22 protein-coding genes and 1 tRNA gene are annotated in these 20,806 nt (G+C 33.5%); 9 read left to right on the forward strand and 14 right to left on the reverse strand.

From position 1 onward, the window contains the following. Nucleotides 1-49: 49 nt before the first annotated feature. The 10 genes from ACFFLS_RS22690 to dnaA all read right to left on the reverse strand — a co-directional run bounded on the left by ACFFLS_RS22690 (nt 50) and on the right by dnaA (nt 8,276). Complete coding sequence (locus tag ACFFLS_RS22690; protein WP_379683126.1) at nt 50-241, reverse strand: hypothetical protein; 192 nt, start codon at nt 239-241, stop codon at nt 50-52. A gap of 7 nt (nt 242-248) precedes the next feature. Beyond that, the gene (locus ACFFLS_RS22695; protein WP_379683125.1) at nt 249-1,622 is read right to left on the reverse strand and encodes a methylmalonyl-CoA mutase subunit beta; all 1,374 of its coding nucleotides are present in this window, start codon (nt 1,620-1,622) and stop codon (nt 249-251) included. 18 nt (nt 1,623-1,640) lie between these two features. After that, nucleotides 1,641-1,970 carry an FtsB family cell division protein gene (locus ACFFLS_RS22700; RefSeq protein ID WP_379683124.1) on the reverse strand — a complete coding sequence of 110 codons (330 nt, stop codon included), beginning with the start codon at nt 1,968-1,970 and terminating at the stop codon, nt 1,641-1,643. A gap of 194 nt (nt 1,971-2,164) precedes the next feature. Continuing rightward, nucleotides 2,165-2,773, reverse strand: a complete 609-nt coding sequence (gene udk / locus ACFFLS_RS22705; protein ID WP_379683123.1) for a uridine kinase — start codon at nt 2,771-2,773, stop codon at nt 2,165-2,167. Nucleotides 2,774-3,027: 254 nt separating this feature from the next. Continuing rightward, the gene (locus tag ACFFLS_RS22710) at nt 3,028-3,909 is read right to left on the reverse strand and encodes an SDR family oxidoreductase (RefSeq protein WP_379683122.1); all 882 of its coding nucleotides are present in this window, start codon (nt 3,907-3,909) and stop codon (nt 3,028-3,030) included. A 75-nt stretch (nt 3,910-3,984) separates the two neighbouring features. Continuing rightward, nucleotides 3,985-5,112, reverse strand: a complete 1,128-nt coding sequence (locus tag ACFFLS_RS22715) for a methionine aminotransferase (RefSeq protein WP_379683121.1) — start codon at nt 5,110-5,112, stop codon at nt 3,985-3,987. Nucleotides 5,113-5,147: 35 nt separating this feature from the next. Next, on the reverse strand, nt 5,148-5,582 hold the full coding sequence (locus ACFFLS_RS22720) for an energy transducer TonB (protein WP_379683120.1): 435 nt from the start codon (nt 5,580-5,582) through the stop codon (nt 5,148-5,150). Nucleotides 5,583-5,603: 21 nt separating this feature from the next. Continuing rightward, on the reverse strand, nt 5,604-6,317 hold the full coding sequence (locus ACFFLS_RS22725; RefSeq protein ID WP_379683119.1) for an SAM-dependent methyltransferase: 714 nt from the start codon (nt 6,315-6,317) through the stop codon (nt 5,604-5,606). 55 nt (nt 6,318-6,372) lie between these two features. After that, complete coding sequence (locus ACFFLS_RS22730; protein ID WP_379683118.1) at nt 6,373-6,840, reverse strand: low molecular weight protein-tyrosine-phosphatase; 468 nt, start codon at nt 6,838-6,840, stop codon at nt 6,373-6,375. A gap of 8 nt (nt 6,841-6,848) precedes the next feature. Next, nucleotides 6,849-8,276: a chromosomal replication initiator protein DnaA gene (dnaA, locus tag ACFFLS_RS22735; RefSeq protein ID WP_091492283.1), complete on the reverse strand. Its 1,428-nt coding sequence runs from the start codon at nt 8,274-8,276 to the stop codon at nt 6,849-6,851. A 187-nt stretch (nt 8,277-8,463) separates the two neighbouring features. Here dnaA and ACFFLS_RS22740 point away from each other — a divergent pair, with 187 nt between their 5' ends. Then, nucleotides 8,464-8,877, forward strand: a complete 414-nt coding sequence (locus ACFFLS_RS22740) for an acyl-CoA thioesterase (RefSeq protein WP_379683117.1) — start codon at nt 8,464-8,466, stop codon at nt 8,875-8,877. Between the two features lie 23 nt (nt 8,878-8,900). Here ACFFLS_RS22740 and ACFFLS_RS22745 read toward each other — a convergent pair whose 3' ends face one another. The 3 genes from ACFFLS_RS22745 to ribD form a co-directional block, all read right to left on the reverse strand. Then, on the reverse strand, nt 8,901-9,533 hold the full coding sequence (locus ACFFLS_RS22745) for an IMPACT family protein (RefSeq protein ID WP_379683116.1): 633 nt from the start codon (nt 9,531-9,533) through the stop codon (nt 8,901-8,903). Nucleotides 9,534-9,672: 139 nt separating this feature from the next. After that, on the reverse strand, nt 9,673-10,275 hold the full coding sequence (locus ACFFLS_RS22750) for an HAD family hydrolase (protein WP_379683115.1): 603 nt from the start codon (nt 10,273-10,275) through the stop codon (nt 9,673-9,675). After that, nucleotides 10,268-11,317 carry a bifunctional diaminohydroxyphosphoribosylaminopyrimidine deaminase/5-amino-6-(5-phosphoribosylamino)uracil reductase RibD gene (gene ribD / locus ACFFLS_RS22755; RefSeq protein WP_379683114.1) on the reverse strand — a complete coding sequence of 350 codons (1,050 nt, stop codon included), beginning with the start codon at nt 11,315-11,317 and terminating at the stop codon, nt 10,268-10,270. The genes ACFFLS_RS22750 and ribD overlap by 8 nt, the downstream gene beginning before the upstream one ends. Before the next feature lie 131 nt (nt 11,318-11,448). Here ribD and ACFFLS_RS22760 point away from each other — a divergent pair, with 131 nt between their 5' ends. Next, a complete protein-coding gene (locus tag ACFFLS_RS22760) occupies nt 11,449-11,934 on the forward strand; it encodes a GNAT family N-acetyltransferase (protein WP_379683113.1) in 486 nt (161 codons plus the stop codon). A gap of 88 nt (nt 11,935-12,022) precedes the next feature. Next, the gene (prmC, locus tag ACFFLS_RS22765; RefSeq protein WP_379683112.1) at nt 12,023-12,880 is read left to right on the forward strand and encodes a peptide chain release factor N(5)-glutamine methyltransferase; all 858 of its coding nucleotides are present in this window, start codon (nt 12,023-12,025) and stop codon (nt 12,878-12,880) included. A 76-nt stretch (nt 12,881-12,956) separates the two neighbouring features. Here the strand turns inward: prmC and ACFFLS_RS22770 are convergent, their stop codons facing one another. Next, nucleotides 12,957-14,201: an ABC transporter permease gene (locus tag ACFFLS_RS22770; RefSeq protein ID WP_379683111.1), complete on the reverse strand. Its 1,245-nt coding sequence runs from the start codon at nt 14,199-14,201 to the stop codon at nt 12,957-12,959. 180 nt (nt 14,202-14,381) lie between these two features. Here ACFFLS_RS22770 and hisS point away from each other — a divergent pair, with 180 nt between their 5' ends. The 6 genes from hisS to ACFFLS_RS22800 all read left to right on the forward strand — a co-directional run bounded on the left by hisS (nt 14,382) and on the right by ACFFLS_RS22800 (nt 20,718). Continuing rightward, entirely contained in the window at nt 14,382-15,809 is a 1,428-nt protein-coding gene (gene hisS / locus ACFFLS_RS22775) for a histidine--tRNA ligase (RefSeq protein ID WP_379683110.1), read from the forward strand. Nucleotides 15,810-16,067: 258 nt separating this feature from the next. Next, nucleotides 16,068-16,138 (forward strand) — tRNA-Trp (locus tag ACFFLS_RS22780). A gap of 330 nt (nt 16,139-16,468) precedes the next feature. Further along, nucleotides 16,469-17,047 carry a nucleotide exchange factor GrpE gene (locus tag ACFFLS_RS22785; protein ID WP_379683109.1) on the forward strand — a complete coding sequence of 193 codons (579 nt, stop codon included), beginning with the start codon at nt 16,469-16,471 and terminating at the stop codon, nt 17,045-17,047. A 78-nt stretch (nt 17,048-17,125) separates the two neighbouring features. Then, nucleotides 17,126-18,235 carry a molecular chaperone DnaJ gene (gene dnaJ, locus ACFFLS_RS22790; RefSeq protein WP_379683108.1) on the forward strand — a complete coding sequence of 370 codons (1,110 nt, stop codon included), beginning with the start codon at nt 17,126-17,128 and terminating at the stop codon, nt 18,233-18,235. Nucleotides 18,236-18,394: 159 nt separating this feature from the next. Further along, entirely contained in the window at nt 18,395-19,324 is a 930-nt protein-coding gene (locus ACFFLS_RS22795; protein WP_379683107.1) for an ABC transporter ATP-binding protein, read from the forward strand. A gap of 77 nt (nt 19,325-19,401) precedes the next feature. Further along, complete coding sequence (locus ACFFLS_RS22800) at nt 19,402-20,718, forward strand: ABC transporter permease (protein ID WP_379683106.1); 1,317 nt, start codon at nt 19,402-19,404, stop codon at nt 20,716-20,718. Nucleotides 20,719-20,806 lie beyond the last annotated feature (88 nt).

The following is a 20,806-nucleotide window of genomic DNA, read 5'->3' on the forward strand; positions in this document are numbered from 1 at the left end:
AATTATTTCTTAAAATAGGTTCAATTTGCTTTCAATTTCTTTTTGCTTCTTAATTTTCTTTTCGTTTCAAATATTTAGTTAAGTAAAGAAAAATTGCAAATGCTAGAGCAAAAAATAATGGTAGAACTCTATCCTCTGTTTTTATATTATGACTTGATGCACCTATGATTAACCACATAAAAAGAGATAATAAAATTAAAATCAACAAAATAATTCTTGCAATAATTTTAAGTGTTTTCATTATATGTTTAATTATTTTCTTCAGATTCTAAACGTTCTTGCTCCATTTTCTCTGCCAATCTTTTTTCTATAATTGGTGTAATTAATGTTTTTCTGGGTTTGATTTTTACAAAAGGAAATAATTCTAAATCTTGTTTCATTCGGTCTTCTTTGTTTGGGTATTTATTTGTCCCTACCAAAATCTCTTTTTTCGAATCAAACAACTCCTGTTCTTTATTGGCACTTTCCTGAATTTTCTTTTTGATAGTACCATCGTTTAAAAGTTTCAGGAAACCTCCATCGGCTTCTATATCTTTAAACAAAGCCAAACTTTTTTCGGCTAATTGTATGGTTAAACTTTCAATATAGTAACTGCCGTCTGCCGGATTATTTACTTTGTCAAAGTAACTTTCGTGTTTTAAGATTAAAAGTTGGTTTCGGGCAATTCGATCACCAAACTCGTTGTCTTTATGGTATAACGAATCGTAAGGCAGATTGGCAATCGCATCTGCGCCGCCTAATATTGCCGACATACATTCGGTTGTGGTTCGAAGCATATTGACATTGTAATCGTAAATGGTTTTATTGCGTTTTGTCGGAGTGACTAAAAAATGACACTTGATTTCTGAATTGTATTCTGTAGAAATTAAATCAAAAAGCATTCTAAGTGCGCGAAGTTTGGCAATTTCAAAGAAATAATTTGTTCCAATTGAAATTTGAAAAACTATAGATTTGGTTAGGCCCGAAAAACGATTCAGATATTCATTTGCGTGCGCAAGACTATACCCGATTTGTTGCGTAATATTGGCTCCTGAATTTTGATATAAACCTAAATCGACGCTTAACAGGTTTAGATTTGTACTGTTTTTAAAGAGTAAATCTAAAGTTTCGAAATTGTTTTTTTCTGAAGTTGTAAACCAATTGCCTTCTCTTGCTAATTGTCCGATTGAATCAAAATTACAATAAAATTGAGCTTTTTTCTGAATCGAAATGCTATCTAATTTTTTAACGAAATCGATTGAGAGAAAGCTTAAATTGAAGTAAACGATTTTGTTTTCTAAAGGAAGATTTTCCAATAGTTTCGCAATGTCTATATTTTCGTTTTGAATGGTAAAACGCAAGCTTTCTGCACCTCTTTCTAGTGTGTTGATTGCTCTTCGAGCCGATTTCTCGATGTCATGGACAAAGATATTCTGGCAGATTTTAAAATCAGAAGCTTGCGTTTTTACATTTGCCTCTTTAGTGAATTCATCGATATGATAAAATGGCTTTACCTGAATATCTTCGGGAGAATTCCAAATTACGGTTTTATTATAGTCGGCTCCATCCAATTCAAACTGAATTTTTTGTTTCCATTGTTTGGATGAAATTGGATTAAAATCGTCGAATAGGTTAGTGGCCATTAGTTGTTTTTTCGTGAATTATTCTTCTTGAATAGTATCTCCTTCAAATTGAATGATATAAATATCTTCGCTGTCTTTTTTCATAAAGTATTTTTCGCGTGCATATTTCTCAATTTGTTCAGGATTTTTCAGTTGTTGGATTTGTTCCTGATCTTTTTTTATTTCTTCCTGATAATAGGTCTTATTGTTGTTAAGTTCGTTTTTCTGTTCGTCTAAAAAACGATGATCAAAATAAGAGTAATTGTCTAAAAATAGCATCCAAACTACAAAAAACAGCAAAACCCAAACGTATTTGTTGCCTAGGTATTTGAACCATTTTTTGTCTTTGTATGGATTTTTAAATTTCATTTTAAACGGATATTTCTTTTGAATATGATTGGTCTTTTCTAGCCCCTATAGTAGTGGAAATCCTTTTGTGCCGGGGTTCGGCACAAAAGATTACTTCACTTAATTTTTATTTCAAGCGGAGTTCAGTCAACTTCGTTTGAAACGAATAGCGGGAAATAGTTCCTAATTTCTATGGTTTAAATTTACGATAAAAATTATGAAATTCGCTGATTAATTACGGCACGAACTACATCAATTGCTACTGTGTTGTACTTGTCATTCGGAATAATGATGTCTGCAAAAGCTTTTGATGGCTCTATAAATTGCTCATGCATAGGTTTTAAGGTCGTTTGATAACGGTTTAAAACTTCATTTATATCACGACCGCGTTCTGAAATATCTCTTTTCAAACGACGAATTAATCTTTCGTCAGAATCGGCGTGAACGAAAATTTTAATATCGAACATATCACGTAATTCCGGATTTGTTAAAATTAAAATTCCTTCCACAATCATTACTTTTCTTGGATGAGTCGAAACGGTATCATCAGTTCTGTTGTGCTGAATAAACGAATAAACAGGCTGGTCGATTGTTTCTCCGGCTTTAAGAGCTTTTAAATGGTTTACTAACAATTCAAAATCGATTGCACGTGGGTGATCAAAATTGATTAATGCTCTTTCGTCAAAAGATAAATTGGTAGTTTCTTTGTAATAAGAATCCTGAGAAATTACGCCCACTTCTGTGTCTGGTAATTCATTCATGATTTGGTGTACTACTGTTGTTTTTCCACTTCCTGTTCCTCCTGCAATTCCAATAATGAGCATAAATTTTTTTGTTTGATTATTTGTTACGCAAAAATAATAATTTAACTCAATTGCTAAACATGTAATAAAATTTAACCATATAAGTAATGTAAGTAAATTTAAGTTATAAGATATTTAAACAAAATGTTACTTAACTGAACTTATATTACTTATATGGTGAAAAATATAAAAAAATCCCGAAAGTAAACCTTCGGGATTTCGTGCAATCAGTATAGTTTTAAAAAAAATATTCTGAATTTAGTAAGCACTTGTAATTATTTGTTCTTTTTTGCTTTTATCATCATTTCAAGCTGATCCCAAAGTTCTTCTGGAATTGCTTCTAATAGATTGAATTGTCCAGCGCCTTTCAGCCATTCGCCACCATCAATTGTAATTACGTCCCCATTGATGTAAGATGAAAAATCTGAAACCAGATATGCAGCCAAATTGGCCAATTCCTGATGATCTCCAACACGTTTTAACGGTACTTTTTTTGCCATGTCAAATTTCTCCGCTAAGTCTCCAGGCAATAATCTGTCCCAAGCACCTTTTGTTGGAAATGGTCCCGGAGCAATGGCATTAGAACGAATCCCGTATTTTGCCCATTCAACTGCAAGACTTCTGGTCATGGCCAGAACCCCAGCTTTTGCTGTTGCACTAGGAACCACATAAGCCGATCCTGTCCAAGCATAAGTTGTTACTATATTTAAAATCGTAGCCGATGTTTGTTTAGTGTCAATCCAATGTTTTCCAAAAGCTAGTGTACAGTTTTTAGAACCTTTTAAAACGATATCTATTACAGTATCAAAAGCATTTGCAGACAATCTTTCGGTTGGCGAAATGAAATTTCCTGCAGCATTATTCAAAAGAACATCAACTTTTCCGAAAACTTTTAATGTTTCTTGAAGCATGTTTTCAACTTCATCGTAATGACGTACATCACATTGTAACGGAAGACATTTACCGCCAGTTTCACTTTCTAATTCAGTAGCTGTAGTTTTCAGCTTATCTAAATCGCGGGAAGTGATGGCTACTTGCGCTCCCAATTCAAGAAAATATTTGGTCATGGCTTTTCCTAAACCACTTCCGCCGCCTGTAACGACAATAACTTTGCCTTTTAAAGCATCGTCACGTAACATTTTGTCTGTGTAGCTCATACTTTTTCTTTTTTACAATATTAGTCAAATAAAATAGGATGCATGCATAATAATGTTATAAAATTTCAATAAATTTTATAATTTGCATAGTTTTTTTGTTGCCGACTCTAATGTCAAGTCATCTTTGGCAAAACAAAAACGTATTAATTTTTGATCTTTATGGTCGGAATAAAAGGTTGAAATCGGAATTGCAGCAACGCCGTGATTTATGATTAAGTTTTTGCAGAAAGTCACATCGTCTTCATCTGAAATTCCTGCATAAGAAGCGACTTGAAAATACGTTCCTTCGCAAGGTTTTAATTCGAATCGACTGTTTTGAAGCAGTTTTTGGAAATAATCTCTTTTTTCCTGGTAGAATTTCCCAAGCAGATTTACGTCTACAACATCCAAATATTCATTGATAGCAAACTGAGAAATACTATTTACACTGAAAACTAAAAACTGATGTACTTTTTTGATTTCTTTCATTAAATATTCCGGAGCAATGGTATAACCAATTTTCCAGCCTGTGATATGAAAAGATTTTCCGAAAGAAGAAACTATGACGCAACGGTTTAAAAGAAAATCTTTGGTATTTGCTGAAATATGTTTTTCTTCAAAAGTGATGTATTCATAAACTTCATCGGATAAAACGATAATGTCAGGATATTTTTCAAGAAGATTTTTTAACTGAATAAAATCATTTTCGGTTAAAATTTTTCCCGTCGGATTATGAGGATTATTGATAATCATCATTCTGGTATTTGCAGAGCATGCTTTTTCAATTCTTTCCCAATTTGGTGTATAATCATCGTTTAAAGCTACTCGAACGGGTTTTGCTCGGCAAAGTAGAACAGGAGATTCATACGAATCATAACTTGGATCGAGAATAATCACGTCATCATTTTCTTTTACCAAGGCTAATATAGTGGTGAAAATTCCCTGCGTTGCGCCGGCTGTAATTAAAAGTTCTGTTTCAGGATTGATGGTTCTGTTATAAGAATCTTGAGTCAGCTTTGCAATTTTGTTCATCAATGGAGGATATCCTGCCATTGGTGTATATTGGTGTACGTTTTCTGTAGACAATCTTGCCAAAATATCTGTCAATCTTTTATCAACAGGAAAATTTGGAAATCCCTGTGAAAGATTTATCGCATTGTATTCGGCAGCCATTTTGGACATTACCGTGAATATGCTTGTGGTTACGTTTGGGAGTTTACTCATAGTTATAGGATAAGTGAGGAAGCTAAATTGTAATCTTATTGTTGCACAGGAAATACTAATGAATATAAAGTTCTGACTTCTTTATGGTTTAGTTTTCCAGGTTTCCATTTAGGAGATAATTTCAGAACTCTTACTAGTTCCTCTCCAGTACCAAAACCAATATCTCGGAGAACTTTTATGTCGCTTAATGATCCATCTTTTTCAATAATAAAAGTAGCAAACAGCTTTCCCTGAATGGTTGGCTTCTTATTTGATTTTTTATAGCTGTCATCGATAAATTGATGAAACTTAACTATGCCTCCAGGGAATTCTGGTTTTAATTCTACATCTAAAGGATTGTAAATTTTGTTTTCATCAATTGAAATAGCCGCAATTTGATCTTTTGGATTTTTGCAGATTTTCATATTTTCTTTTTGCGAAAATATTTTTTGCATGGCAAAGAATAGAATTAAAATTAAAACCTTTTTCATAGGTAGGATTTTAAGATCAATTTACATTTTATGAATAATAAAAATCGCAGGACGTTTGTCAATATCAATTTTCAATTTCTTCCAATCTGAAATTTTCATTGTTTTGATGAATTCTGTTGGTAACGTAATATCAGCAGCAATACACAAATGTGTTGACGGATTTAAAATTTGGACAAGATCTTCGATCAATTTATTATTTCTGTACGGCGTTTCGATAAAAATCTGCGATTGGTTTTTATCCTGAGATAATCTTTCAAAATGCCTCAATGCCGATTTTTTCTCGTCTTTATCAATCGGCAAATAACCATTAAAAGTAAAGCTTTGGCCGTTCATTCCAGAAGCCATCATCGCTAATAGAATAGAAGAAGGTCCAACCAATGGCACAACCTGAATTCCTTTTTCGTGAGCCAGTTTTACAATGACTGCACCTGGATCGGCTACGCCCGGGCAACCGGCTTCGCTCATTAACCCCATATTTTTCCCTTCTAATAAAGGTTTTATGAATTCTAAATGTTCGTGAGTTTCTGTTCTTTTGTTTAAAGTAAATAGAACTAATTCAGACTGTTTTTTTTCAGGATAAACCGCTTTGATTGATTTTCTGGCAGTTTTGTCATTTTCGACAATATAATGGTCAATAACTTCTATCGTTCTTCTAACGGTTTGCGGTAAAACATCCATCGGGTCGCTTTCGCCCATTGTGGTTGGAATAAGGTATAATTTGCCGAGAAGTTTCATGTGTTTTGTTTTAAAATTAAAAAATTCAACTATCTCTGTTTCAGAAATAATTGAATTAAGAGTGTTTTCTTAGCAACTGATCTGCGATTAAATCAGTTACTTCGTCCAGCATTTGGTAAACGTTGTCAAAGCCATTTGTAGAACCATAATAGGGATCAGGAACATCGACATTTTCATCTGGAAATAAATCGTTCAGAATCAGACGAATTTTGTTTTTATGTTCAGGAGTTTTTGCTAGGTGAATTACATCGCGAAAATTCGAATTGTCCATTACATAAATATAATCGAATTCCTCAAAATCGGATGTTTGGATTTGTCTGCCTTTTTGTGCACTGATATTGATGCCGTTTTTTCGAGCAACATCTATAGATCTTTTGTCAGGACAATGCCCAACATGCCAAGAACCTGTTCCAGCAGAATCTACAAAGAATTTATCTTGAGGCAATTTAGAAGCTAAAATCCCTTCTGCTAAAGGAGATCTGCAAATATTTCCCAAACAAACCATTAAGATTTTTACAGGCATGGCGCGTCTTAAAGCGTTAGTTTTTTATTGATGTCTTCGACAAATTTTTTGAATTGTTTGTCTGTAGAAACTAAATTGTCTACTGTTTTGCAAGCATGAAGAACAGTTGCGTGATCGCGGTCTCCAATTTGTGAACCAATATTGGCTAAAGAAGCTTTGGTGAATTTTTTAGCAAAAAACATAGCTAATTGTCTAGCCTGAACAACATGCCTCTTTCTGGTTTTAGATTGAAGCGTTTCGATGTCTAATTGGAAGTAATCCGAAACAATTTTTTGGATATAATCGATAGAGATTTCTCTCTTTACGTTTTTAACAAATTTCTCTACAACACTTTTTGCTAATTCAATCGTAACTTCTTTTTTGTTGAAAGAAGACTGAGCAATTAACGAAATAATAGCACCTTCAAGTTCTCTAACATTACTTTTAATGTTACGAGCTACATATTCTAAAATATCTTCTGGCATTTCAACACCATCACGATACAAAATATTTTTTAAGATTGAAATACGAGTTTCGTAATCTGGCTGATGCAATTCTGCAGACAATCCCCATTTAAAACGAGACAATAATCTTTGTTCGATATCCTGCATGTCAACAGGAGCTTTGTCTGAAGTCAAGATTACTTGTTTTCCGTTTTGATGTAAATAATTAAAGATGTGGAAAAATACATCCTGAGTTCCAGATTTTCCAGATAAAAATTGAACGTCGTCAATAATTAAAACGTCAATTAATTGGTAAAAGTGAATGAAATCATTACGATTGTTCTTTTTTACCGAATCAATATATTGTTGAGTGAAAATCTCAGCAGAAATATATAAAACCGTTTTTTCTGGATACTTATCTTTTACTTCTACACCTATAGCATGTGCTAAGTGTGTTTTTCCTAAACCAACTCCTCCAAAAATCAATAACGGATTAAATGAAGTTCCTCCAGGTTTGTTGGCAACAGCCATACCCGCAGACCGAGCCAAACGATTTGAATCTCCTTCTAAGAAATTATCAAAACTGTAGTTCGGATTTAACTGAGACTCAATTTTTAAATTTCTAATTCCAGGAATTACGAATGGATTTTTTAATTCAGGATTTAAGTTTTTAAATGGAGCGTCAACCTCTTGTGGTTTCATCGGAACTCTGTTGGAACTTGGCAGCTGCTCGGTAAACGGCTGTTTATTTCCATAAGTGTTCTCCATTTTAATTTTATAGAGTAACTTTGCGTTTTTTCCCAGTTCTTTGGTAAGCGCAACTTTCAATAATTTTACATAGTGCTCTTCGAGCCATTCATAGAAAAATTTACTTGGAACTTGAATGTATAATGCGTTATCGGTTAGCTCAACTGATTTGATTGGTTCGAACCAAGTTTTATATGCTTGGTCTTGAATATTATCCTTTATAAAGGACAAACAGTTTTCCCATACCGATTGAGCAGTTTTAGTCATAGATTCAAATAAATTTTTATATTATTGATAAAGATTCTCCTAATAAAAAAGGAGCGATTTTATTCCTTATTTCGGGATAACAAATATGTGAACAAATTTCTGTAAAAAAAAATATTTTGATATCTAATTTTATAAAAAAAAGTTGTAATAGGGCTTTTTAAATTCGAATTTTTTTAATATTTTATAAATGAAAAATCATCAGACTCAAGTACGAGTTCGTTACTCAGAAACCGACCAAATGGGAGTCGTTTATCACGGAAATTATGTGCCTTATTTTGAAATCGGACGCGTCGAATGGCTTAGAAATAAAGGGGTTTCGTATAAAAGCATGGAAGAAAGCGGTATTGGTCTTCCAATTGTGAACATGAATATCAATTACAAAAAATCAGCTCGATATGATGAACTTTTAACAATTCATACGACTTTCAAAAGTCACTCTTCTGTTAAGATTGAATTTGACTGCGCAATCTATAATGAAGCTGATGAGTTATTAACAACTGCGACATTTATTTTGGTATTTGTTGCGTTAAAAACAGGTCGTCCAACTGCTCCTCCAGAATACATTTTAGATATATTCAAATCACTTGATGAAAACTGTTAAAACAAGACTGTTTTTGTGTTAATTTAGATAATTTTAATATCGATTTCGAACATTAAATCAAAAATGCTGAAGACTGCTTCGGCATTTTTTTTTCGCGTTTTTGTCACAATTTTACCTATTGGCAGTCCAGAATCTTCATTCATTTCCATTTCTTGAGAGGTAATTTCCAGTTTCTTTTCTTTGATTACTCTCATTACTTTATTCATGTTTTTGTAATCAAAAGAAATTAAAAACTCGACATCTATGGTTTTTTCTACAATTTCACAAACTTCTAAAGTCTGTTGCGCTGTTGTGCGATAAGCAGCAATCAAACCACCGACACCTAATTTTACGCCTCCAAAAATACGAACAACTACAACTAGAACGTTCGTTAATCCAAAAGATTGTATCTGACCGTAAATTGGTGCTCCTGCCGTATTGCTTGGCTCTCCATCATCATTGGCGCGATAAGAAATTTTATTCCCGACTCCCAATTGATACGCATAGCAATAATGTACTGCATGCGGATGCTGTTTTTTTAGCTCTTCTATAATGGGTTTGACTTCGTCTTCATGATCTATCGAAAATGCATAGCCAAAGAACTTACTACCTTTTTCCTTAAAAAGTATTTCTTCAGATGCGGTTGCAATAGTTTGATAAGTGTCGTTGATTTCCAATTGTAAAGGTTTATTTTTTTTTAGCCACAGATTAAAAGGATTAAAAGGATTAAAAGGATTTTTCTTTTATTAACATAAAAAAAACTGTAAAAATCCTTTTAATCTGTGGCTGAATATTTTTTAAAAGAATTAAAATGCTTTATAATAATCCTTTGTCGAATAAATCTACAACATCTTCTTTTCCAACTTGCAGATTCCAAACTTTAATTCCTAAAGTGGCGGCGCTGTCTGTATTTTCTTTTTTATCGTCTACAAACAAAGTGTTTTCTGGAATTAGATTATGATTGTCTAAAAGAGTTTGATAAATTTTAGGGTCAGGTTTTCTTAATCCCATTTCAAATGAAAAGTATACTTTCTCAAAACAAGCATAAAAATCTTTATAGAAAGAAACACCGCTTTTTTGTTCGAAAATATTGATGTGAATAGAGTCGGTATTACTTAATAAGAACAGACGATATTTTTTTGATAATTCCTGAAGAAACTCCAGACGATAAAAAGGAAAGTCTGCCAATACAGCATTCCATGCTTTTAAAATTTCCTCTTTTGAAGCGTTTGGCAATTGTTTCTGAAATCCAGCAATGAAATCTTCTGGAGAAATAGCTCCAACCTCAAACGAAAAATTCAATTGATCAAATGCATCGTTCCATTCTTTCATTCCTAATTTTTGCAAACCAGAAGCGGTGGCTTGTTTGTCTAAATTGATGAAAATATCTCCAAAGTCAAAAATTATGGTATCAATCATGATTTCTAATTTGTATTAGTTCGTCGCTTAAAATAGTGGTTTTTAGACTGTTCTTTTTTGAAATAATTGGCGCTTTTGTTCCTTTTTCAAAACTTGTTTTTCCGATAAAAATCCGTGCTTCATCCCAAAGATTATCATCTATAAATGATTGTAAAGCCAGTCTTCCGCCTTCAATTATTATCGATTGAATCTGATTTTGATATAAAACATCCAAAATTTGCGGAATAATGTTTTTACTAAAATCGATTATTTCAAATTGAGTGTTGTCAGTTGATGATTTTATATTCTCACCCACAAAAACAATGGTTTTAACGGAATTATCAAAAACAAAACTGTTTTGGGCAATTCTATTATTTTGGTCTATAACCACTCTTACAGGATTGTTGCCGCTCCAATCTCTCGCGTTCAATTTAGGATTGTCATCAACAACGGTTTGGGTTCCGACTAAAATTGCCTGTTCTTCTGTTCTCCATTTATGAACCAACTGTCTTGAAAACGGGTTGGTAATCCAAATTGGTTTTCGTTCTTGATCTGAAGCTTTTTCAGGAGATAAAAATCCATCTTGGCTTTCTGCCCATTTTAAAATAATATAAGGTCTCTTTTGTTGATGAAAAGTAAAAAAACGTTTGTTTAGTTCGTTGCATTCTTCTTCTAAAACGCCAACTGTAACGTTTGCTCCGACTTCGATTAATTTTAAAATGCCTTTTCCGGCTACTTTTTCATTAGGATCAACCGTTCCGACAACTACATTCGGGATTTCATTGGCTATAATCAAATCACAGCAAGGGGGTGTTTTGCCAAAATGACTGCAAGGTTCTAAACTCACATAGATAGTGGCTTTTTTCAGCAGTGATTTGTCTTTAACAGAATTTACGGCATTGACTTCCGCATGCGGTTCTCCGGCTTTTTTGTGCCAACCTTCTCCAATAATTCGGTCTTCATAAACAATAACGCTGCCAACCATAGGGTTCGGATAAGTAGTTCCTAAACCATTTTTGGCCAGCTCTATACAACGTTTTATGTATTTTTCATTTTTATTCACGATGCAAAAATAAGTTATAATTTAAAATTTTTGTCTAATGATATAGCATAAGTTGTAAAACATTCTTAAATGTTATGAAACTAACCGAAAAGTATTTTTATTTTTGTATAGATAGAGACGAAAAAAGAAAAATGGAAAACTGTACTATCAGGAAAATAGAAAAGAAAGATAATCAGGCTGTTGCCCAATTGATAAGGTCAGTTTTTGACGAAATGGAGATTCCGAAAGTGGGTACAGCTTATGAAGATCCTTATCTAGATTTAATGTTTGAAGAATACAACAAATCCAAATCTGCCTATTTTGTTGTTGAAAACAAGGGAAAAGTTGTCGGTTGTGCCGGAATTGCACCTTTGGAAAATGGTGATTCTGAAATTTGTGAATTGCAAAAAATGTACTTTTTGCCCGAAACTCGCGGATTAGGAATTGGCGCCCAAATGATGGAAAAATGCTTGAATAAGGCCAAAGAATTTGGTTTTGAAAAATGTTATATCGAAACGATGCCTTTTATGCATGCAGCTCAGAAATTATATAAAAAGTCAGGTTTTGAATATTTAGATGCGCCAATGGGAAATACTGGGCATAGTTCTTGCCCTGTCTGGATGCTGAAAATATTGTAGAACGATTTGTAACAAAAATTATTTCTGGATACTTATCAGTAATGAAAAAAATCAGTGAATATTGATAATTAATGTTCAAAAGCTTAAAATGAAAATTAAACAATACCGCACTCAATTTATAAAAGAACTGGCTCCTTTGTACGATGCTTATGAAGCCGAAAGTTTTTTTTATTTAATACTTGAGAACAAACATAGACTTAGACAGATAGATCTTGCCTTAAATCACGAATTGTTTTTTTCGGATGAAGATTTTACAGTCTGGAATTCGCTTTTGAAACAATTAAAGAACGAAGTGCCAATTCAGTACTTACTTGGCAAAACGAGTTTTTATGGTCTCGATTTTGAGGTAAATGAACACGTTTTGATTCCGCGTCCAGAAACTGAGGAATTAGTAGAATGGATTATTACGGAAAATGCTCCAATTGATAAAACCAAAAAATTAAAAATTCTTGACATTGGTACAGGAAGTGGCTGTATTGCGATTTCGCTTGCTAAAAATTTGCCCAACGCTGATGTTTACGCAATCGATGTTTCGAAAAAAGCGCTCGAAACGGCAAAGAGAAATGCTTTGAACAATAAAGTAGACGTTACTTTTATGTTCAAAAATATTTTGGATCTCGAAATCATGAAATACGATTATGACATTATTGTTTCAAATCCGCCTTATATCCGCAATTTAGAAAAAGAGGAAATCAGGAAAAATGTTTTGGATTATGAGCCACATTTAGCGCTTTTTGTAGAAGATAACGACGCATTGATTTTCTATAGAAAAATTGCTTCGCTGGCACAGAAAAATCTTTTAAAAAACGGACAATTGTTTTTTGAAATCAATCAATATTTAGGAAAAGAAACAGTTGAGTTGCTAGAAAAAATGAACTTTAAAAATATTGAACTCCGAAAAGATATTTACGACAACAATCGCATGATTTCTGCAAGTTTTAAATAAATATTCAGTGCTCGGTTTTTAGTATTCAGTGCGTTTGTTCAAATTTGAAAACAAAACACAATCTAATTGTTTACCACTACTCGTATCGCAAGGCTTCAATAGGATCTAGCTTTGAAGCTTTAATTGCTGGATACAAACCAGAAACAATAGCAACCATAAAACTGGTTCCAAAAGCAATTAAGATAGCAAGCCAAGGAATAACAAAGGTAAATTTCATTGCGGTTGCGATTCCGAAACCTATCAGTATTCCCAAGAAAATACCAACAAGTCCGCCTATTTGTCCAATCAACAATGTCTCAATAAAAAACTGAAAAGCAACTGTTGATCTTTTCGCTCCTAAGGCTTTTCTAACTCCAATTTCGCGTGTACGCTCAGTAACAGAGACAATCATAATATTCATTAAGGCAATCGAAGAGCCTAAAATGGTAATAATACTAATCACCGCGGCCGCCCAATCTAAATATTGCGTAATTCCTAAAATTCTGTTGATTAAATCGTCGCTTCGGCCAATGCCAAAATTGTTGTCACGAACAGGGCTTAATTTTCGAACCTTTCTCATTGTACTTGTAGCGTTGTCAATTGCTTGGTCTAAAAGTTCTTTTTTAGAAACCATAACACTTACAGTATAATTGATGTTTGGAGCTGTAAATAAAGATCGCGCCACCTGAATCGGAATTAAGACACGCAAATCTTGACTGTTTCCAAATGTTGATCCTTTTTCTTTTAAAACCCCAATCACTTTAAAGCGAGCGCCTCGAATTGAAATAATTTTATCAATCGGATTTACATCTTTTAGCAATCCTTTTTCAAAATCAGAACCGACTACACAAGAGTAGGTATTGTTTTCTATGTCAAATTGATTAAATGATCTTCCCAGCGTAGTCTCCAAACCTGAGTTGTTTATAAAATGCTCATCAACTCCGACAATCTTGATTTCTGGGTCGGTTTTAGTGTCTAGATATTTCACTTCAGCTTTTGAAGTTGCTGTAAAAGACAGTGAAGTTTCTGTAAATGGATATTTGTATTTGTTTTTAAAAGCAACAGCTTCGGGATATGAAATAATTGGATTGATGACTTCTCTTTCGTTTCCACCTCGGTTACGAACTGTGTTTTCGTATTGGTTGATGTTGAAAGTGTTAGCTCCCATCGATGCAAAATTGGTCGAAACGGTGTTTTCAAGAGCCGTAACGACAGTCAAAATTCCAACCAAAGCGGTAATTCCGATAGCAATAATTAATACAGTAAGAATGGTTCGCAGAATTTGTGTTTTGATAGAACCAAAAGCAATTCGGATATTTTCTTTAAATAATTTTAGCATCATGACCAATTTGTCACGAAAATACGGTTTTTGTTACAAGTTTGTTTTCGAAGTGTTATTATTTATTTTAAAAAGTAAGATATTTGCAGGCGATTTAAAGTTAAAAGAAAATAATATTAAAGAGTTTAGAGATAAGGTTTCAAAGAATCCAAAATCTAAAATCAACAATCTAAAATAAAGAAGATGGCTTCAAAACCAAGTGTACCAAAGGGAACAAGAGATTTTTCACCAGCTGACGTGTCAAAACGTCAATATATCATGCAAACCATAAAAGCTAATTTTGAAAAATTTGGTTTTCAGCCGATAGAAACCCCTTCGTTTGAAAATTCAGATACTTTGATGGGAAAATATGGAGAAGAAGGAGATCGTCTGATTTTTAAAATTCTTAACTCTGGCAATTTTTTCTACGATAAAAAAGAAAAAATTGAATTGCCGGAATCTATAGAAGCGCTGCAAGTCAATTCTGCAGAAACTATCGATATCAATCAAAGAATTGAACTGAATAAATTTACAGGGAAAATTTCAGAAAAAGCCTTGCGTTACGATTTGACAGTTCCTTTTGCAAGATACGTTGTACAGCACCAAAATGATATTGTTTTTCCTTTTAAAAGATACCAGATTCAGCCGGTTTGGAGAGCAGACAATCCACAAAATGGACGTTATAGAGAGTTTTATCAATGTGATGCCGATGTTGTAGGTTCAAAATCGTTATGGCAGGAAGTTGAGTTGGTGCAGCTTTACGATGCAGTTTTCACTTCTTTAGGCCTAGAAGGTGTAACAATAAAAATCAACAACAGAAAAATTTTGTCTGGAATTGCTGAGGTAATTGGCGCTTCAGATAAATTAATCGATTTTACAGTTGCGCTGGATAAATTGGACAAAATTGGAGAAGACGGCGTTAAAAAAGAAATGATTGAAAAAGGAATTTCTGAAGAAGCGTTAGTAAAAGTACAGCCACTTTTTGGTTCTAGTGGAGCTTTTGCGGATAAAATTAGCCAGCTTTCAGAATTATTGACTTCTTCTGAAGAAGGAATGAAAGGCGTAGAAGAGTTGAAATTTATTTGTGACAATGTTGCAGACTTAGGATTATCTACTGCGACTTTAGATCTTGATGTAACTTTGGCACGTGGTCTAAATTATTATACAGGAGCTATTTTTGAAGTTGCTGCGCCAAAAACTGTTTCAATTGGGTCTATTGGCGGTGGCGGAAGATACGACGATTTGACGGGTATTTTCGGTTTGAAAAACATGAGTGGTGTCGGAATTTCTTTTGGATTAGATAGGATCTATCTAGTTTTAGAAAAACTACAATTGTTTCCCGAAACAATTGCGGAGACTTCGAAAGCGATATTCTTAAATTTTGGAGATAAAGAAGCGTTGTATGCTTCAAAAGCGATTCAGAAATTAAGACAAGAAAATATAAAAGTTGAATTGTACCCTGATAATGTAAAAGTTGGAAAACAATTTCAATACGCAGACAAACGTTTGATTCCGTTTGCAGTAATTGCAGGAGATCAAGAAATTGCGTCGAATACATTTGCACTTAAAAATTTAGTTTCAGGAGAGCAGATTTCTGTTGATTTTGACGGATTGAAGAATGCTTTGCTTTAATAAACAGATTTTAATTTTTTTTATTTCACGCAGATTTTACAGATGTGAGCAGATTTAATTTGATTTCTAATTTAAAAAATCTGTGCGCATCTGCTGAAATCCTTTTTAAAATCTGCGTGAAATAAAAAAATAGGTTAATTGTTTGAAATAAAGGTTTTTGCTTCGTATAGCTTGTGTTTAAAGAGATTTCTTTTAAAATCTCTTGTTGAAATAGTTGCCAGAGAAGAAAAAAAACTCTTAATTTGCCGACCTCAAGTTACGGGCGTAGTTCAAGGGTAGAATAGCGGTCTCCAAAACCGTTGATGGGGGTTCGAATCCCTCCGCCCGTGCAAAAATAAATGACAGCTCTGTCATCAAAAGCTCAAATAAAAAAAAGCTTCGTCTTTATAGGCGAAGCTTTTTTTAATATAAGGTCAACTTGAATTAATAATTATTGTAATAGCCCGAGGCTAACCCTTAAATTCAATTTTAGATGATAATAATTTAGTTGTTGTTTTCGTCTCAAATTTACAGCAAACTAAAACGTAATAGTCTTAAAATTATACTAAATTTTTCAGTCTTGAAAATAAATTTTAATTTGCTCATTCTTAATAAAGTGACAATTTGACATTTTATTACATTTGGCAGCACTTTTGCGATACAACAGAAAGAATAAAAAAATGAAGTTTAAAAATATTTTTAAAAATAAAAGCAATATGACTACGGAAAATACAGAATTCGATCAGGAATTAGATGATGCAACAATAGAGACTAACGCTAATGGGGAGCAATTAATTGTTGAAGAATTAAGTGTTGAAGAGCAACTGACTCAAGACTTGGCTAAAGAAAAAGATAAGTTTTTGAGATTATTTGCTGAATTTGAAAATTACAAAAAAAGAACTTCAAAAGAGCGTATCGATTTGTTTAAAACTGCAAATCAAGAAGTTTTATTGGCTATGTTGCCAGTTTTAGATGATTTTGACAGAGCGACAGTAGAAATCAACAAGTCTGAAGATGAAAATCTGAAAAAAGGTGTTGAATTAATTCATGAAAAATTGAAAAGCACTTTAGTTTCTAAAGGTTTAGAGCAAGTTGAAATACAGGCAGGAGATGCTTTCAACGCTGATGTTGCTGAGGCAATTACTCAAATACCAGCTCCATCTGACAAACTAAAAGGTAAGATTGTTGATGTTATTGAAAAAGGATACAAATTAGGAGACAAAATTATTCGTTTCCCTAAAGTTGTTGTTGGAAACTAAAATGCAGCTAAAATTCTGTAGGACAGTTTTTTAAATTGGAATTTGGAATTTTTTAAGTATTGGAATTTAACCTAAATTATGAAAAAAGATTTTTACGAAATACTAGGCATTTCAAAAAATGCTGATGCTGCCGAAATTAAAAAAGCATACAGAAAAAGTGCTTTAAAATACCACCCTGATAAAAATCCAGGCGACAAAGAGGCAGAAGAAAACTTCAAATTAGCGGCAGAAGCTTACGAAGTTTTAAGTGATCCGCAGAAAAAAGCAAAATACGATCAGTACGGTCATCAAGCATTTGATGGTTCTGGTGGATTTGGTGGTGGTCACGGCGGTATGAATATGGATGATATTTTCAGCCAGTTTGGTGATATTTTTGGTGGCGGATTTGGCGGTTTCGGGGGCGGAGGCGGAGGCCCTCGCCGTGCCAAAGGAAGCAATCTTCGTATCAAAGTAAAACTTACTTTGGAAGAAATTGCAAATGGAGTTGAGAAAAAAGTAAAAGTAAAACGTAAAGTTCAAGCCAAAGGCGTAACGTATAAAACCTGTACAACTTGTAACGGACAGGGGCAGGTTATGCGCGTAACCAATACTATTTTAGGTAGAATGCAGTCTGCATCAACTTGTCCTACTTGTGGAGGTTCTGGTCAGATTTTAGATAAAAAACCTTCTGAGGCAGATGCTCAAGGAATGGTTCAGGAAGATGAAACAGTATCAATCAAAATTCCTGCTGGTGTTGTTGACGGAATGCAGCTAAAAGTTTCTAACAAAGGTAACGATGCGCCAGGAAATAGTATTCCTGGTGATTTAATTGTTGCTATTGAGGAGGTTGAGCACGAATCACTGAAACGTGAAGGAGAAAACGTTCATTACGATTTATACATCAGTTTCCCTGAAGCTGTTTTAGGAGCTTCAAAAGATATTGAAGCAATCAACGGAAAAGTTCGTATCAAATTGGAAGAAGGAATTCAGTCTGGAAAAATCTTAAGATTAAAAGGAAAAGGAATTCCAAGTTTAAATGGTTACGGAAACGGAGATTTGCTTGTTCACGTAAACGTATGGACTCCAAAAACATTAAATAAAGAGCAAAAACAATTTTTCGAAAATGCTTTAAATGATGATCATTTTGCTCCAAATCCGGAAAAATCTGAAAAATCATTTTTTGAAAAAGTAAAAGATATGTTTTCTTAAATAATCTTTTCGAAAATGTTTAAATAAATTTCAAAACCCATTCTAAGAAAAAATTAGAATGGGTTTTTGCTTATTCATAGCAAGAATAACTACGAATTCTTTATTTTTACAACGCCTAAACGCAAAAGTCATTTTGACATAGAAAATCTAGAAAACAGCATGAGCAACTTACTCGAAGTACATAAAGTCGTAAAACAATATGGCAGTTATGTAGCGCTTAACGAAGTTTCATTAAATGTTCCGAAAGGAAGTATTTACGGGCTTTTAGGGCCAAATGGAGCCGGAAAAACTTCACTAATACGAATCATCAACCAAATTACATTGCCGGATCGAGGCGAAGTAATTCTGAATGGCGAAAAATTACAGCCAAAACATGTGCAGACTATCGGTTATCTGCCAGAAGAAAGAGGATTGTACAGCTCAATGAAAGTGGGCGAACAATGCTTGTATCTTGCACAGATGAAGGGTTTGTCTAAAGCCGAAGCCAAGAAACAGTTAGATTACTGGTTTGACCGTCTAGGAATTCAAGGCTGGTGGAACAAGAAAATTCAGGAACTTTCTAAAGGAATGGCACAGAAAATCCAGTTTGTCGTTTGTGTGCTTCATAAACCAAAACTTTTGATTTTGGATGAGCCATTTTCAGGTTTTGATCCAGTGAATGCGAATATAATAAAAGATGAGATTTTGGCCTTGAAAGAACAGGGGGCTACAATAATATTCTCTACACACCGAATGGAAAGTGTAGAAGAACTTTGCGATCATATTTCTTTAATTCATAAATCTAATAAATTATTGGAGGGAAAAGTGGGAGATATAAAGCGTCAGTTTAGAACAAATAGTTTTGAAGTCGGAATCTTGACTCATAATGTCGAAGGTTTGATGTACGATATCACGCAGCGATTTATGGTCTCAACAGCAAATTTTAAATCACTGAATGATGAGTTAAAACTAAATATCGAAATCGGAAATGCAGCTCCAAACGAATTATTGAATATTTTGACGCAACGTGGGCAAGTGACACATTTTGTAGAGAAAATTCCAAGCATAAATGATATTTTTATTCAGACAGTAACTGAAAATAAAGTGTAGATTTCAGATTTCAGAGTGAAGAACTAAAATCTAAAATGAGAATCTAGAATCAACAATCTAAAATCTAAAATTATTATATGAGCATCATCTCGTTAATTATAAAAAGAGAATTTATTGCAAAAGTCCGCAACAAGTCTTTTGTTGTAATGACTTTTTTAAGTCCGCTGCTGTTTGTTGCTGTGGCCGTTTTTATTGGATACTTGAGTTCGATGAAAGCAGAAACCAAACGTATCGCAATACATGACGAAACAGGTTTGTTTGCTAGTGATTTTTTAAAAGAGAATAAAAAACATGGCGAATATAAATATCTGAATTTATCTGAAGTAAGCGTAAATGCTTTGAAAGACAGTATTGTAAAAGAAAATTTTGCTGGATTACTTGTTATTCCGATAACAAATTCAGAGAAAGAATTAGAGTCAAAAATCCAATTTATTTCAAATAATAGTCCGAGTATTTCTTTTATTGAAAATACGCAAGACATTATATCTTCTAAAATAACCAAAATCAATTTTGAGAAAGCAAAATTAGATACAGTTGCGATTAAAAAAGCAAAGGCTACAGTAAATATTCATTTGGCAAAAGCTTCGGGAGAAGAAAGTCTGAAAGGCCTTAACGAAATAAAAATTTTCATTGGTGGAGCTTTCGGTTATCTCATCATGATGTTTATTATTATTTACGGAAATATGGTAATGCGAAGTGTTATCGAAGAAAAAACAAACCGTATTATCGAAATTATTATTTCGTCTGTAAAACCATTTCAGTTAATGATTGGTAAAATTATCGGAACGACTTTGGCAGGGATTTTACAATTTATGATTTGGGCAATTATAGGCTTAGGCCTTATGTTTGCTGCTTCGGCATTTTTTGGAGTAAATGTTGGACCTTCAGCCAGAATCTCTCCAGAAGTGATGGAGTCTGCACAGCATCAGTTATCTGGTTCTATGCAAATGTATATTGCAGAAGTATGGAATCTTCCTATTGCAAGTATTATAATTGGATTTATAGTTTATTTTATCGGAGGTTATTTCCTATATAGTTCATTTTATGCTTCTATTGGTGCGGCAGTAGACAATCAAACTGATTCGCAACAGTTTTTGTTGCCAATTTTAACACCACTGATCTTAAGTGTCTACATCGGATTTTTTACGGTTGTCAATGATCCACACGGAACTGTGGCCGTTGTATTTTCGATGATTCCGTTAACCTCGCCGATTGTTATGCTTATGCGTATTCCGTTTGGCGTGCCGTGGTGGCAAATTACAATTTCGGTATCATTATTGTTTGCAACCTTTTTTCTTGTCGTTTGGTTCGCCGCAAAAATTTACCGTGTCGGTATTTTAATGTACGGCAAAAAACCAACATGGAAGGAATTGTATAAGTGGCTAAAATATTAACTTAAGATTCTAAGATTCTAAGTTTCTGAGATGCTAAGATTTTTAGCAAAAAAACTCAGAACCTTAGCATCTTAGCATCTTAGTATCT

Source organism: Flavobacterium procerum (assembly GCF_042431625.1).
GTDB classification, from domain to species: domain Bacteria; phylum Bacteroidota; class Bacteroidia; order Flavobacteriales; family Flavobacteriaceae; genus Flavobacterium; species Flavobacterium procerum.